The 14,138-nt window shown below is 64.6% G+C and carries 11 protein-coding genes and 1 tRNA gene; 11 read left to right on the plus strand and 1 reads right to left on the minus strand.

Annotation, left to right across the window (positions count from 1 at the left end; all coding sequences use genetic code 11):
• Positions 1-31: 31 nt before the first annotated feature.
• The 6 genes from BO1_RS06950 to BO1_RS06975 all read left to right on the plus strand — a co-directional run bounded on the left by BO1_RS06950 (position 32) and on the right by BO1_RS06975 (position 6,443).
• On the plus strand, positions 32-979 hold the full coding sequence (locus BO1_RS06950) for a DNA-3-methyladenine glycosylase family protein (protein WP_028216944.1): 948 nt from the start codon (positions 32-34) through the stop codon (positions 977-979).
• 191 nt (positions 980-1,170) lie between these two features.
• Entirely contained in the window at positions 1,171-2,142 is a 972-nt protein-coding gene (locus BO1_RS06955; protein ID WP_028216945.1) for an acetyl-CoA carboxylase carboxyltransferase subunit alpha, read from the plus strand.
• Positions 2,143-2,190: 48 nt separating this feature from the next.
• A complete protein-coding gene (tilS, locus tag BO1_RS06960; protein WP_028216946.1) occupies positions 2,191-3,639 on the plus strand; it encodes a tRNA lysidine(34) synthetase TilS in 1,449 nt (482 codons plus the stop codon).
• A gap of 510 nt (positions 3,640-4,149) precedes the next feature.
• Positions 4,150-5,400, plus strand: coding sequence for an aspartate kinase (locus tag BO1_RS06965; RefSeq protein WP_028216947.1), 1,251 nt, complete (start codon positions 4,150-4,152; stop codon positions 5,398-5,400).
• Positions 5,401-5,536: 136 nt separating this feature from the next.
• Positions 5,537-5,630: transfer RNA gene (locus tag BO1_RS06970), tRNA-Ser, on the plus strand.
• A gap of 468 nt (positions 5,631-6,098) precedes the next feature.
• Entirely contained in the window at positions 6,099-6,443 is a 345-nt protein-coding gene (locus BO1_RS06975) for a hypothetical protein (protein ID WP_028216948.1), read from the plus strand.
• Positions 6,444-6,579: 136 nt separating this feature from the next.
• Here the strand turns inward: BO1_RS06975 and fabI are convergent, their stop codons facing one another.
• A complete protein-coding gene (fabI, locus tag BO1_RS06980; protein WP_028216949.1) occupies positions 6,580-7,371 on the minus strand; it encodes an enoyl-ACP reductase FabI in 792 nt (263 codons plus the stop codon).
• A 109-nt stretch (positions 7,372-7,480) separates the two neighbouring features.
• On the opposite strand from fabI, the gene BO1_RS06985 reads away from it, so the two are divergent.
• The 5 genes from BO1_RS06985 (at position 7,481) to BO1_RS07005 (ending at position 14,091) form a co-directional block, all read left to right on the plus strand.
• Complete coding sequence (locus BO1_RS06985) at positions 7,481-9,427, plus strand: extracellular solute-binding protein (RefSeq protein WP_084687790.1); 1,947 nt, start codon at positions 7,481-7,483, stop codon at positions 9,425-9,427.
• 34 nt (positions 9,428-9,461) lie between these two features.
• The gene (locus BO1_RS06990; protein WP_028216951.1) at positions 9,462-10,499 is read left to right on the plus strand and encodes a microcin C ABC transporter permease YejB; all 1,038 of its coding nucleotides are present in this window, start codon (positions 9,462-9,464) and stop codon (positions 10,497-10,499) included.
• A gap of 1 nt (position 10,500) precedes the next feature.
• Positions 10,501-11,607 carry an ABC transporter permease gene (locus tag BO1_RS06995; protein WP_043283975.1) on the plus strand — a complete coding sequence of 369 codons (1,107 nt, stop codon included), beginning with the start codon at positions 10,501-10,503 and terminating at the stop codon, positions 11,605-11,607.
• Complete coding sequence (locus BO1_RS07000) at positions 11,604-13,238, plus strand: ABC transporter ATP-binding protein (RefSeq protein WP_028216953.1); 1,635 nt, start codon at positions 11,604-11,606, stop codon at positions 13,236-13,238. The genes BO1_RS06995 and BO1_RS07000 overlap by 4 nt, the downstream gene beginning before the upstream one ends.
• A 160-nt stretch (positions 13,239-13,398) precedes the next feature.
• Complete coding sequence (locus BO1_RS07005) at positions 13,399-14,091, plus strand: C40 family peptidase (protein ID WP_028216954.1); 693 nt, start codon at positions 13,399-13,401, stop codon at positions 14,089-14,091.
• The last annotated feature ends 47 nt before the right edge of the window (positions 14,092-14,138 follow it).

Consider the following 14,138-nt stretch of genomic DNA (forward strand, 5'->3'; position numbering starts at 1 on the left):
CCACTGATCGATTCGCGAGGCAGGAGGCAGGATGGCAACGGCCACGAAGACGCAGGCAAGGCGTTCTGCGTCGCAAACGGGCGCGGCAGGCGAAGCCAAGAGGCGCGCTGTGCGTAGTGGCGCCCTGAAGGCGCAGCAGGAAGGCGACGGTGCAAAGAAGGTGGGCGCGAAGGCGCAGGCGGAGCATCGCGTGCTTAACGGCGCAGCGAAGGCGCACGCGGGTGCGGATGGCGCCACGAAGCCGGCGCGCGCGAAGGGCAACGGCGCCATCGACGGCGCCGTACCGATGATGAGTACGTTGCCCGAAGCCGCAGTGTCCGGTGACGGCATGCACCCACCATCGGCTGCCGCGCGCGGCAGCGAGCCGGAGGTGGTGCGCCCCGATTACTGGGACAAGGCCTGCGCGGATCTCGTCAAGCGCGACCGCATCCTCAAGAAGCTGATCCCGAAGTTCGGCCCCGTGCATCTCATGAGCAGCGACGACCCGTTCGTCACGCTCGCGCGCTCGGTGGTCGGCCAGCAGATCTCGACCGCGGCGGCACAGGCGCTGTGGCAGCGTGTCGAGGCCGCGTGCCCGAAGCTCGTGCCGCAGCAGTTCCTCAAGCTCGGACACGAGAAGCTGGCGGCGTGCGGTCTCTCGAAGCGCAAGACGGAATACATCCTCGATCTCGCGCAGCACTTCGTCTCCGGCGCGCTCCACGTGGGCAAGTGGACCACCATGGACGACGAGGACGTGATCGCCGAGCTCACGGCCATTCGCGGCATCGGCCGCTGGACCGCCGAGATGTTCCTGATCTTCAATCTCGCGCGTCCCAATGTCCTGCCGCTGGACGACCTCGGGCTCATCCAGGCGATCAGCGTCAATTATTTCAGCGGCGAGCCGGTCACGCGCAGCGAGGCCCGTGAAGTTGCCGCTAACTGGGAGCCGTGGCGAACCGTCGCGACCTGGTATATGTGGCGCAGCCTCGAGCCGTCGTAAAAAGCGGCGCGAGCCAGCCGCCGCGCCACTCGCGCGCGGCGGTCCTGACCCCGATTTTTGGCCGAGGCGGCTGCCCCCAGTTTCCCCAGATTTTATCTATCGTCATCCGAATTCAATAGTTCTGAGCCGATTAAGACGACGGCCGGCGCGGTTAGAATACGCGCTGCCGCAAAGTGCAAGGATTCCAACACATGAAAACCACGTTTCTGGATTTCGAGCAGCCGATCGCTGAACTCGAAGCGAAGATCGAAGAACTGCGCTTCGTTCAGGACGATTCGGCCGTCGATATTTCGGAAGAGATCGAGCGGCTGTCGAAGAAAAGCCAGCAGCTCACGAAGGACCTCTACGCGAACCTGAGCCCGTGGCAGGTTTCGCAGATCGCGCGTCATCCGCAGCGTCCGTACACGCTCGACTACGTGCACGAGCTGTTCACCGATTTCCACGAACTCCATGGCGACCGCTCTTACGCGGACGACCTGTCGATCGTCGGCGGCCTCGCACGCTTTAACGGCCAGGCCTGCATGGTGATCGGCCAGCAGAAGGGCCGCGACACGAAGGAGCGCGCCGCGCGCAACTTCGGCATGCCGCGTCCGGAAGGCTATCGCAAGGCCGAGCGCCTGATGCGCCTCGCCGAAAAATTCGGCCTGCCCATCTTCACCTTCGTCGATACGCCGGGCGCCTACCCGGGCATCGGCGCGGAAGAGCGCGGCCAGTCGGAAGCCATCGGCCGTAATCTCTACGTGATGGCCGAGCTCAAGACGCCGATCATCACGACGATCATCGGCGAAGGCGGTTCGGGCGGCGCGCTCGCGATCGCCGTGGCCGACACGGTCATGATGCTGCAGTTCTCGACCTATTCGGTCATCTCGCCGGAAGGCTGCGCGTCGATCCTGTGGAAGAGCGCCGCGAAGGCCCCCGAGGCCGCCGAAGCGCTGGGTCTCACCGCGCACCGCCTCAAGGCGCTGGGCCTGATCGACAAGATCGTAAACGAGCCGCTCGGCGGCGCGCATCGCGATCCGAAGGGCATGGCCGCGCTCCTGCGCCGCGCGCTCTCCGACTCGCTGCGCCAGTTCCAGGGCATGAGCATCGCCGACCTGAAGGCGCGCCGCTACGAGCGCCTGATGGAATACGGCAAGTTCAAGGAAACGACGCCGGGCGCGTAAGCGCGCGGCGTCACTGACCTGAGCCGGCGCGAAGGGCGCCGTCATGCCGTGACCGACCATCCCGATTCCGACGCCGGGCGCATCGTTCTCGATGCGCTCGGCGTTGTGCTTTCCACGCTTGCAATCGATACGCGCATTGCCATCGCGTTCAGCGGCGGCCTCGACTCGTCGGTGCTGCTCGACGCGGCGGTGCGCACGGCGGGCCCTTCGCGGCTCGTCGCGCTGCATGTGCACCATGGGCTGAGTCCGAACGCCGATCGATGGCTCGCGCATTGCGAGGCGACAGCGCGCGCGTACGGCGTGGCGTTCGATGCGCGGCGCGTGACGCTCGCGCCCGACGACGCGGCGGGTGTGGAAGCGGCGGCGCGCGAGGCGCGCTACCGCGCGCTCGACGCGATGTGCGCCACGCATGGCGCGCAGTCGCTGTGGCTCGCCCAGCACGCCGACGATCAGGCCGAAACGGTCTTGCTGCAATTGCTGCGCGGCGCGGGCCTGGCGGGGCTGGCCGCGATGGCGCCGGCGCGCGAGGTGGCGGGCGGCGTGCCGCGCGTGCGGCCGCTGCTGCACTTGTTGCGCGCGCAACTGGAGCGTTATGCGCATGCGCACGATCTGCACTGGATCGAGGACGAATCGAATGCTGACACGCGTTACGCGCGCAACGCATTGCGCCACGACGTGCTGCCCACGCTTGGCGCGCATTTCCCCGGCTTTCGCGATGCGCTCGCGCGCACGGCCGCCCATGCGGCCTCTGCGCAGCGCCTGCTCGACGACCTCGCGCAGATCGATCTGCGCGAAGCAGGACACGGCGATACCGATACGCTTTCGCATACCGTGCTCGTCGCACTCGACGACGCGCGCGCGCTCAATCTGCTGCGCTACTGGATGCGCTCGCTTGGCCTGCCGGCCGCGTCGACGGCGCGGCTCGCCGACGCGCTGCGCCAGTTGCGCGAGATCGCGCGCGAGGGCGAGGGTCACGCGCTGCGCGTCGATCACGCTGGGCGCACGCTGCGCTGCTATCGCGGCCGTGTGTTCTGGGAGGCGCCACGCGCACAGGCCGAGTTCGCCGGTGCGGGACGCGAGCGCGAGCGCAGCGGACGCGAACCCGCCAGCATGAACTGGCGCGGCGAGGAAGTCTGGCGGCTGCCGCAATGGCGTGGCAGCTACATTTTCGCGCCCGCCGACGCGACCGATCCCGATGCCGTTCCCGAAGCCGTGTTGCGCGGCGGCCCGCTCGTTGCGCGCGAAAGAGAAGGGGGCGAGCGCCTGCGCGACGAGGCCGCCAACCTGAGCCGCACGCTCAAGAACCTGTTCCAGACGCGCGGTGTGCCGGCATGGGAGCGCGATGTGCCGCTGCTGTATGTTGGCGGGACGCTTTTGTTCGTGCCCCGGATTGGGGTGAACCGCGCCGCATTCGATGTGCCGAGCGAGGCGCCGGACGCAGCACATGCGGCACTTTGGCGCCGCATCGAGTGGCGCGAGGATCTGCTGATCGCGTGAGTGAAGGCGCACGGCGGTGCTGCCAGCGTGCGCCCGACACGCGGCGGGCTGCGGCAGCCGTCACGCGAAAAATTGCCGGCGCGCGTGCCAATCCTGCCAGGTCGTGCCCAAAGGGCGCGCCGGATCCGCGCAAATCCTTGCCGCACAAGCCTTTTTCGCTCCCCGCCGCCCAATTTCGCCTTGTAATTTTGACCTCGATCGGGTAGGGTAACTTGTTTGTCCAGCCCGCTTTTTCGCGTTCACGGACGCCGTCAAAAGCGGCGCACACCGTGCCAGGACGCGATGTCTCCTTCCAGCGGTATCCGACGATTGCAAGGACGTCGTAGCGGTTGCGGGCAGGGCGCGCGAGCCCGTATCTGTATCTACACGATGCCGATGCGGCTGCCTCGCGGCCGCCCGGGCAAACTCCGCGTGTGCTGCACGCGCCAAGCCCCTCGCGCGGTCTGAACAGTACCGGGCGGAGCCGTCTTCGGTGCGCCAGCGCGGTAACATCTCCAGTTCAGAACGACAATGGCACTCATCGTACACAAATACGGCGGCACCTCGATGGGCTCGGTCGAGCGCATCAAGAACGTTGCCAAGCGCGTCGCCAAATGGCACAAGGCTGGCCACAAGATGGTCGTCGTGCCCTCGGCAATGTCCGGCGAAACCAATCGTCTGCTCGGTCTCGCGAAAGAGATTTCGCCGCAGCCGAGCCCGCGCGAGCTCGACATGATTGCGTCGACCGGCGAACAGGTGAGCGTCGGTCTGCTGTCGATCGCGCTGCAGGAAGCCGGCGTGGACGCCATCAGCTACACCGGCTGGCAAGTGCCGGTCAAAACCGACAGCTCCTTCACGAAGGCGCGCATCAACGACATCGACGGCGAGCGCGTGCTGGCCGACCTCGACGAAGGCAAGGTGGTCGTGATCACGGGCTTCCAGGGCATCGATCCGGAAGGCCACATCACCACGCTCGGCCGCGGCGGCTCGGACACCTCGGCGGTTGCAGTGGCAGCCGCGCTGAAGGCCGACGAATGCCTCATTTACACGGACGTGGACGGCGTCTACACGACCGACCCGCGCGTGGTGGACGACGCGCGCCGGCTCGACCGCATCACGTTCGAAGAGATGCTGGAAATGGCCAGCCTCGGCTCGAAGGTGCTGCAGATCCGCTCGGTGGAATTCGCGGGCAAGTATCAGGTGAAGACGCGTGTGCTCTCCAGCCTGACCGACCCGATGATGAACCTCGACGAGGAAATGAAGTCGGGCACCCTGATTACCTTTGAAGAAGACGAGACCATGGAAAAAGCAGTCATCTCGGGTATCGCGTTCCAGCGCGACGAGGCCCGCATTATCGTGATGGGCGTGCCCGACAAGCCGGGCATCGCGTATCAGATCCTCGGCCCGGTGGCGGACGCGAACATCGACGTCGACATGATCATCCAGAACCAGAGCGTGGACGGCAAGACCGACTTCACGTTCACGGTGCCGCGCGGCGACTATCAGCGTGCGATGGACGTCCTCACGAACCAGGTGAAGGGTCACGTGAGCGCCGAGAAGGTGCTGGGCGACGCGAAGGTCTCGAAGGTGTCGGTGGTCGGTGTGGGCATGCGCTCGCACGTCGGCGTGGCGAGCAAGATGTTCCGCACGCTCTCGGAAGAGGGCATCAACATCCAGATGATTTCGACCTCCGAAATCAAGATCTCGGTGTTGATCGACGAGAAGTACATGGAGCTGGCGGTCCGCGCGTTGCACAAGGCGTTCGAGCTCGAGCAGGCCTGATCGGGCAATTCCGGTCAATTGCGCACACGCACGAAAAAGTTTGCAAAAAGTGCGTCTTAAAAATTGACCGGAACGCTTTAACCCGCTATTATCTTGGCTTCGTTGCGCTGCCTCCCTGGCGCAAACGAAGTTTTCGGGAGACGTGGCCGAGAGGTCGAAGGCACTCCCCTGCTAAGGGAGCATCTGGGCCAAAACCTGGATCGAGGGTTCGAATCCCTCCGTCTCCGCCAGTCATGGCGGCGAAACCCCGCAAGTCTCGGCTTGCGGGGTTTTTGTTTTTCCGGCGCCGGTTTTGGCGCACGTATCAACATGAACTCATTGTTAGCATCGCCGGATTTGCTTTGCATGAACCGGGGCGATTCTCTGCGTGCTCGAACATTTTGTCTGCATTCCGAATTAAATGATGTAGATGAATTGGTGTGTCAGCGCTTGATCGCTTCGTGCGTTATTAGAAGCTGAATTCGAGCGGCAGTTTGACCGAATCCCGATTGCGCGGCGCGCACGGGCACGGCGCGCGTCGATTCAAGCGGTGCTATCCTCGCCGGCGTTGTTGCCAATTCGGCATGGGTGTAACCAGACGTTACACGGGTGAATGCGGCGTGGTTTTGTGCATCAGTTATTACAATGTTGAAATACGCGGGCCGGGGAGCCTGCGCTATATTGGCTTCAACAAAACATCAACCCCAAAAGGTGAGTCCATGAAGTTCGCTCGTGTTATTGCAATGCTGGTCGGGGGCTTGGCAATCGGTGCTGCGTCGAGTGCGGCAATGGCTGGCGTGAGCGTCGGTGTCAACATCGGTATTCCTGCCCCGGTTTATGTCGCGCCGCCGCCGGTCTACGCGCCGCCGCCGCCGCCCGTCGTTTATCAGCCTGCGCCCGTCTATGCTGCGCCGCCGGCTATCGTGATCGGCTGGCACGGCGACCGCTATTGGGACGGCCGCCGCTACTGGGCCCGTGACGACTGGTATCGCCATCACGGCGGCTATGGCCCGGGCCACGGCCATTGGGATCATGGTGGTCCTCCTCCGGGACACTGGCACTAAGCCAGCCTCGCGCGTGTCATGAATGACAAGGCGCGCGAGCAGACCAGAACGAGGTCAAAAGAAAAGCCGCCCGAGGGCGGCTTTTTGCTTGCTACGGTTGCCTGCGCAACGAGGCGCAGGCGGGCCGGGCGGCGAGTTATTCGCCAAGACCCGCCATGCCGCCGACCACGGCGTTGAAGCCCCCATCGACGTGAACGATTTCAGCCGTCACGCCGCCCGACAGATCGGAGAGCAGGAACGCGGCCGTATTGCCGACCTGCTCGATCGTCACGTTACGCTGCAGCGGTGCGTTGTGCTCGACGAAATCGAGGATCTTGCCGAAGCTCTTGATGCCGCTCGCCGCGAGCGTCTTGATCGGGCCGGCCGAGATGCCGTTCACGCGCACGCCTTTCGCGCCGAGCGAGACCGCGAGGTAACGCACGCTCGCCTCGAGCGAGGCCTTGGCCAGCCCCATCGTGTTGTAGTTCGGGATCGCGCGCTCGGCACCGAGATAGGTGAGGGTGACGAGCGACGCGTTCGCGGAGAGCATCGGCTGAGCGGCTTTGGCGAGCGCCGGGAAGCTGTAGGCCGAAATGTCATGCGCGATGCGGAAGTTTTCGCGCGTCATGCCGTCGAGGAAGTCGCCCGCGATTGCTTCGCGCGGCGCGAAGCCGATCGAGTGCACGAGGCCGTCGAGCGTGTCCCAGTGCTGCTTGAGATCGGCGAACAGCGCGTCGATCTGTGCGTCGTCGGCGACATCGCAGGGGAACACCAGATTGCTGCCGAATTCTTGCGCGAATTCGGTAATGCGGTCCTTGAAGCGCTCGCCGACGTACGTGAACGCCAGTTCCGCGCCTTCGCGCTTGCATGCTTGCGCAATGCCATACGCGATCGACCGGTTCGACAGCAGGCCGGTCAACAAGATGCGTTTGCCAGCGAGGAAGCCCATGAATTCTCCTGAACAGGTTCAATGCACCGCGCGCCGCTAAAGGCGGCGCCGCGCGGTTTGGGTAGAATTCTCTCACAATTGACACGGCACCCCGGACAAATCCCTTTCTATGACGACAGGAACGCGAGGCAGGAGAACGCGCGCGGCGCGTGGGGCAACGGTTCCTCGCTGGTGGCCCGCAGGGTGGCCAGAAGCGCGCGTCTGGCGGATTGCGCCGGCGCGTCTGCTGACGGTCGCGGGGGCCGCGCTCGCCCTCGTGTTCGCGACGATGCCGTCCGCGCATGCGGTCTACGCAATCGCGCAATACGGCGAGCCGAAGTACCCGCAGGACTTCAAGCACTTCGACTACGTGAACCCCGATGCGCCCAAGGGCGGCACGCTGGTGCTCGCGAATCCCGACCGGCTGACGAGCTTCGACAAGTTCAATCCGTTCACTTTGCGCGGCAACCCGGCGCCGGGCCTCGGCATGATTTTCGAGAGCCTGACGACGGGCAGCATGGACGAGGTGGCCTCGGCGTATGGCTTGCTCGCCGACGATATCCTCATCGCGCCCGATCGCTTGTCCGTCACGTTTCATTTGAATCCGCGCGCGCACTTTTCGAATGGCGATCCGGTCACGGCGGCCGACGTCAAGTTCTCGCTCGACACGCTCAAGAGCCGCCAGGCCGCGCCATCGATGCAGGCCTATTTCGGCGATATCACGCGTGCCGTGGTGGTCGATCCGGCCACCATCCGCTTCGAGTTCCGCACCAACAACCGCGAGTTGCCGCTCATCGCGGGGGGCATGCCGGTGTTCTCGCACAAGTGGGGGCTGCGCGCCGACGGCACACGCATTGCGTTCGATCAACTCGCATTCGAAGAGCCGATCGGCAGCGGCCCGTACGTGATCGAGCGCTACTCGAACGGCCGCACGATCTCATACCAGCGCGATCCGAACTACTGGGGCAAGGACCTGCCCGTGCGCGTGGGCACCAACAATTTCGATCGCATTGTCTACAAGCTCTACTCGGACGACGTCGCGCGCCTCGAAGCGTTCAAGGCGGGCGAGTATGACGCGCTCGTCGAATACGTGGCGCGCAACTGGGTGCGCCGCGACGTGGGCAAGCGCTTCGACAGCGGCGAGCTCATCAAGCGCGAATTTCCGCAGCACAACGGCACCGGCATGCAGGGCTACGTGATCAACCTGCGCAAGCCGATGTTTCAGGACGTGCGCGTGCGCGAGGCGCTCGATCTCGCGCTCGACTTCCAGTGGCTCAACCGCATGTTGTTCTACAGCCAGTACAAGCGCATCGACAGCTGGTTCGTGAATACGGATCTGCAGGCGAGGGGCTTGCCTTCGGCGGGCGAGCTTGCGCTGCTGGAGCCCTGGCGCAAGCAGCTCGATCCGGCCGTGTTCGGGCCGCCGCCCGTGCAGCCGAGCACTCAGCCACCCGGCTCGCTGCGCGCGAACTTGCTCAAGGCACGCGCGCTGCTCGCGGATGCGGGCTGGACCTATCGCGACGGCGCGCTGCGCAACGCGCAGGGCGAGCCATTCGTGTTCGAGGTGCTCGACGACACGAGCGCCTCCGCGCAATGGGCGCCGATCATGGCGCAGTACACGCAGGCGCTGGCGCGGCTCGGCATCCGCGTGAACTATCGTTCGGTGGACTTCGCGCTGTACCAGAAGCGGCTCGATGCCTTCGACTTCGACATCACGACGATCAAGTTTCCCGACGTGCAGGTGCCGGGCGCCGAGCAGCTCGACCGGTTCGGCAGCAAGGCCGCCGGCGAGCCGGGCTCGGGCAACCTGATTGGCCTGAAGTCGCCGGCCGTGGACGCGATCCTCAAGGCGCTCATGCTGGCGCAGACGCGCGAGCAGCTGCTCGACGCCACGCACGCGCTCGACCGTGTGCTGATGCACGGCTACTATGTGGTGCCGCAGTGGTACAGCGCGACGCACCGCGTGGCGTACAAGAACACGCTGGCTTATCCGGCGAAGCTGCCGCTGTACTATGGCGCGATCGACTGGATCACTTCGACGTGGTGGCTCAGTCGCGAACACCCGCCGCAGCACTGAAACACCGGACCCTCCTTGACGGAAGCAAAGAATCATGTGGAGCTACATCGTCAAACGCCTGTTGCTGATGATCCCGACGCTGCTCGGCGTGCTCACGCTGACCTTCGCCGTGATCCAGTTCGTGCCGGGCGGTCCCGTCGAGCAGGCGGTGCGCGAACTCAAGCGCGGCGCGGAGCAGGGCATGCCGTTCGGCATGCGCGCGCATTCGGGCGTGGACGCGCAGCAGATCGCGCAACTCAAGCAGCTTTACGGCTTCGACAAGCCGCCGCTCCAGCGCTATTTCCTGATGCTCGGACGCTTCGTGCGCTTCGATCTCGGGCAGAGCTACTTCCACCATCAGAGCGTGTGGTCGCTGATCGTCTCCAAGCTGCCGGTGTCGATCAGCATCGGCTTGTGGACCTTCTTTCTCACCTATCTGATATCGGTGCCGTTGGGCATCGCCAAGGCGGTGCGCAACGGCTCGCGCTTCGATCTCGTCACGAGCCTCATCGTGCTGATCGGCTATGCGATTCCGGGCTTCGTGCTGGGCGTGCTGTTGCTCGTGCTGTTTGGCGGCGGCACCTTCCTGCAGCTCTTTCCGCTGCGCAATCTCACCTCCGACGACTGGAGCACGCTCTCGCTCGGCGGCAAGATTCTCGATTACCTGTGGCACATCACGCTGCCGGTCACGGCTTCGGTCGTGGGGAGCTTCGCTGTCACGACCATGCTCACGAAGAACGCCTTTCTCGAAGAGATCCGCCGCCAGTACGTGCTGACCGCGCGCGCGAAGGGCCTCTCAGAGCGCACCGTGCTCTGGAAGCACGTGTTCCGCAATGCGCTCTTGCCGCTCGTCGTGGGCTTCCCGGCCGCCTTCATCGGCGCGTTCTTCACGGGCAGCCTGCTGATCGAGACGTTGTTCTCGCTCGACGGGCTGGGCCTGCTGTCCTATGAGTCCGTGGTGCGGCGCGATTATCCCGTCGTGCTCGGCACGCTCTATCTCTTCACGCTGATCGGGCTCCTGACCAAGCTCATCTCCGATCTCTGCTACGTGTGGGTCGACCCCCGCATTCAATTCGAACAACTGGAGCGCTGAGTTGAACAGAGCCCGCGCCGGCGCCGAACCCGAACTGCGCACCGAGAGCGTGCGCGCCTTCAAGTCGCCCACACCCGCGCGCCGGGTGTGGCTGCGCTTCAAGCAACAGCGCCTCGGCTACTGGAGCCTGATTATCTTCGTCATTGCGTTCGCGGCGAGCCTGGCCGGACCGCTCTGGTGCAACGACAAGCCGCTCGTCGTGCGCTACGACGGGCATCTCTATTTCCCGCTCTTCAAGGACTATCCCGAGACGGCGTTCGGCGGAGATTTCCCGACGCCCGCCGACTATCTCGACCCCTACATTCGCCATCGTTTCGACGCGCCCGGCAACTTCGCGATCTATCCGCCGAACCCGTACTACTACGACACGCTCAATTATTTTTCGAAGGTGCCGAACCCGGCGCCGCCGTCGCGCGATAACTGGCTCGGCACCGACGCGAGCGGGCGCGACCTGTTCGCACGGCTGCTGTACGGCTTTCGCGTCTCGGTGGAGTTCGCGCTCGTGCTGACCGCCATCGGCACCTTCCTCGGCGTGCTGGCGGGCGCGACACAGGGCTACTTCGGCGGGCGTATCGACATCGTCGGGCAGCGCCTGATCGAGATCTGGAGTTCGCTGCCCGAGCTCTATCTGCTGATCATCTTCGCGTCGATCTTCGAGCCGGGCTTCATCCTGCTGATCGTGCTGCTCTCGCTGTTCGGCTGGATCGGTCTCTCGGACTACGTGCGCGCCGAGTTCCTGCGCAACCGCAATCAGGACTATGTGCTCGCCGCGCGCGCGATGGGCCTCTCGAACTGGCAGATCATCCGGCGCCATGTGCTGCCCAACAGCCTCACGCCCGTCATCACCTTCCTGCCGTTTCGCATGAGCGGCTCGATCCTCGCGCTCACGAGCCTCGACTTTCTCGGCCTCGGCGTGCCGCCGCCCACGCCGAGCCTCGGCGAATTGCTCGCGCAGGGCAAGGCCAATCTCGACGCCTGGTGGATCTCGATGTCGACGTTCGGCGTGCTCGTCGTCACGTTGCTGCTGCTCACGTTCATGGGCGACGCGCTTCGCAACGCGCTCGATACGCGCATCTCCGACGCGATGAAAGCAGGAGGCAACCAGTGAGCGCGCTGCCTCAGGACGCCGGTACGAACGCCGGGCCGCTGCTCTCGATCGAGCATCTGAGCGTGCGCTTCGGCGAGACGCTCGCCGTGGACGACATCGCGCTCGCCATTGGACGCGGCGAGCGCGTGGCGCTCGTGGGCGAATCGGGCTCGGGCAAGACCGTGACGGCGCTCGCGATCCTGCGCCTGCTCAGCGATGCGCGTATCTCGGGTTCGATCCGCCTCGACGGCGAGGACCTGCTCGCGAAGACCGAGCGCGCGATGCGCGGCCTGCGCGGCAGCGACATCGCGATGATCTTTCAGGAGCCGATGACGGCCCTCAATCCGCTCTATACGATCGGCGAGCAGATTGCGGAGACCATCGTGCTGCACGACGGGGTGACGAAGAAGGAGGCGTACGAGCGCGCCGTGGGGTTGCTCGAGCGCACCGGCATTCCCGAGCCGCGCCGGCGTCTCTTTAGTTACCCGCATCAGCTTTCCGGCGGCCAGCGCCAGCGCGTGATGATCGCGATGGCGCTCGCATGCCGCCCGCGTCTCTTGCTGGCGGACGAGCCCACCACGGCGCTCGACGTGACCATCCGCGGGCAGATCGTCGAGCTCTTGCGCGAGCTGCAGCGCGCGGAGGCGGACAAGCCTGGCGGGGGCATGTCGGTGCTGCTCATTACGCACGACCTGAATCTCGTGCGCCGCTTCGCGCAGCGCGTGGCGGTGATGGAGAAGGGCCGGCTGGTAGAGGCGGGAACGGTCGAGCAGATCTTCGAGGCACCCGAGCATCCCTACACGCAGCGGCTGATCGCCAGCCGGCCCGAGCGCAACGTGCTGCCGGTGCTGCCGATCGCGCCAGTGCTGCTCGAAGCGAAAGACGTGAGCGTCGATTTCGCGACCAAGCTGCCCGGCTTCAAGGGCTGGTGGCGGCGCGGCCGCTTTCGCGCGGTGAACGACGCGAGTGTCTCGGTGCGCCAGGGTGAGACGCTGGGCATCGTCGGCGAGTCCGGATCGGGGAAATCCACGCTGGCGATGGCGATGTTGGGCCTGCAACGAACCGTGGGCGGCGCGATCGAGTTCCAGGGCCGTCCGCTCGCGAGCTATCAGGGTCGCGACAAGCTCGGGCTGCGCTCGCACCTGCAAGTCGTCTTTCAAGATCCGTTCAGTTCGCTTTCTCCCCGGCAAACCATCGAGCGCATCGTAGGGGAGGGGCTGGCGCTGCACCGGCCCGATCTTTCCGGCGAAGAGCGCCGCAAGCGCATCGTGGGCGTGTTGCGCGAAGTGGGCCTCGACCGCACGGTGCTGCAACGCTACCCGCACGAGTTTTCCGGCGGCCAGCGCCAGCGTATCGCCATTGCGCGCACGCTCGTGCTGGAACCGCGCGTGATTGTGCTCGACGAACCCACCAGCGCGCTCGACGTCTCGATCCAGCAACAGGTGTTGCGATTGTTGACGGATTTGCAACGCAAGTACAACCTGGGCTACGTCTTCATCAGCCACGACCTCGAGGTCATTGGCGCGATGGCGCATCGTGTTGCGGTGATGCAGAACGGCGCGATTGTCGAGACTGGAGATGTAACAGAAATCTTTGGCGGCCCCACGCACCCTTACACGCGAAAGTTGCTGAAAGCCGCGTTCGATCGATGAACGATCGCGGAACTTAAGGGGCTTTTTTGGTGAAATTCACCAATGGGGCATGCATCGTAATTGTTTTTTTCTATTTGTTTTGACACACAAATACTTACTGGCTAGTATCGTCCAAACTTTTCTTCTAACTCCCTGATTTACGGGCAATTTATTCCGACCCATGCAGCACCGATCCTTGACCCAGGCTTGCACGCGCGTCGTCGCCGGGATGTTCATCGGCGCACTGATGGCTGCAGCTTCCGGCGCGTTCGCCGACGAAGCAAGCAGTTTTAATCAGAACGTCTCTTTTTCGCCGAGCAATTCGACGAATCCGCAGTCGCTCCCCGCAGTTCAGACTACGACCCAAACCACCGCACAGGCTCCGGCCCAAGGCAGTGCGAAGTCATTTCTTTCCGGCATGGCTGGCAAGGCCGGCGACGTCGTGGTCGGCGCGCTCAACATGATCGGCGTGCGCTATCGCTGGGGCGGCAATACGCCGGACTCGGGTCTCGACTGCAGCGGCTTCGTGCGCTACGTCTTCCAGGACACGCTCGGCATGAACCTGCCGCGCCGCGCCGAGGAAATGAGCCGCGTGGGCGAGAAGGTGAGCATGAGCAACCTCAAGCCTGGCGATCTCGTGTTCTTCAACACGATGCGCCGTACGTTCTCGCACGTGGGCATCTATATCGGCGACAACAAGTTCGTGCACTCGCCGTCCACCGGTAGCACGATCCGCGTCGACGATCTGGACAGCGGCTACTGGGAAAAGCGCTTCACCGGTGCGCGCCGGATCGAGACGTCGTTTACGCCGGACCAGGCCCAAGACCTCAAGCAGCGCGTGAGCGCGCAGTTCGACGGCAACAGCGGCAACTAATCGCAAGCGCTCGGGCACAACAAGAAGCCTGCTTCATCGAAGCAGGC

The sequence above is a fragment of the Paraburkholderia oxyphila NBRC 105797 genome (assembly GCF_000685075.1).
Classification (GTDB): Bacteria; Pseudomonadota; Gammaproteobacteria; order Burkholderiales; family Burkholderiaceae; genus Paraburkholderia; species Paraburkholderia oxyphila.

Excerpts from the sequence above, each read along its gene's own strand:
- BO1_RS06950 (WP_028216944.1), top strand. The coding sequence starts at position 32 with ATGGCAACGGCCACGAAGACGCAGGCAAGGCGTTCTGCGTCGCAAACG.
- BO1_RS06955 (WP_028216945.1), top strand. The coding sequence starts at position 1,171 with ATGAAAACCACGTTTCTGGATTTCGAGCAGCCGATCGCTGAACTCGAA.
- BO1_RS06965 (WP_028216947.1), top strand. The coding sequence starts at position 4,150 with ATGGCACTCATCGTACACAAATACGGCGGCACCTCGATGGGCTCGGTC.
- BO1_RS06975 (WP_028216948.1), top strand. The coding sequence starts at position 6,099 with ATGAAGTTCGCTCGTGTTATTGCAATGCTGGTCGGGGGCTTGGCAATC.
- fabI (WP_028216949.1), bottom strand. The coding sequence starts at position 7,371 with ATGGGCTTCCTCGCTGGCAAACGCATCTTGTTGACCGGCCTGCTGTCG.
- BO1_RS06985 (WP_084687790.1), top strand. The coding sequence starts at position 7,481 with ATGACGACAGGAACGCGAGGCAGGAGAACGCGCGCGGCGCGTGGGGCA.
- BO1_RS06990 (WP_028216951.1), top strand. The coding sequence starts at position 9,462 with ATGTGGAGCTACATCGTCAAACGCCTGTTGCTGATGATCCCGACGCTG.
- BO1_RS07005 (WP_028216954.1), top strand. The coding sequence starts at position 13,399 with ATGCAGCACCGATCCTTGACCCAGGCTTGCACGCGCGTCGTCGCCGGG.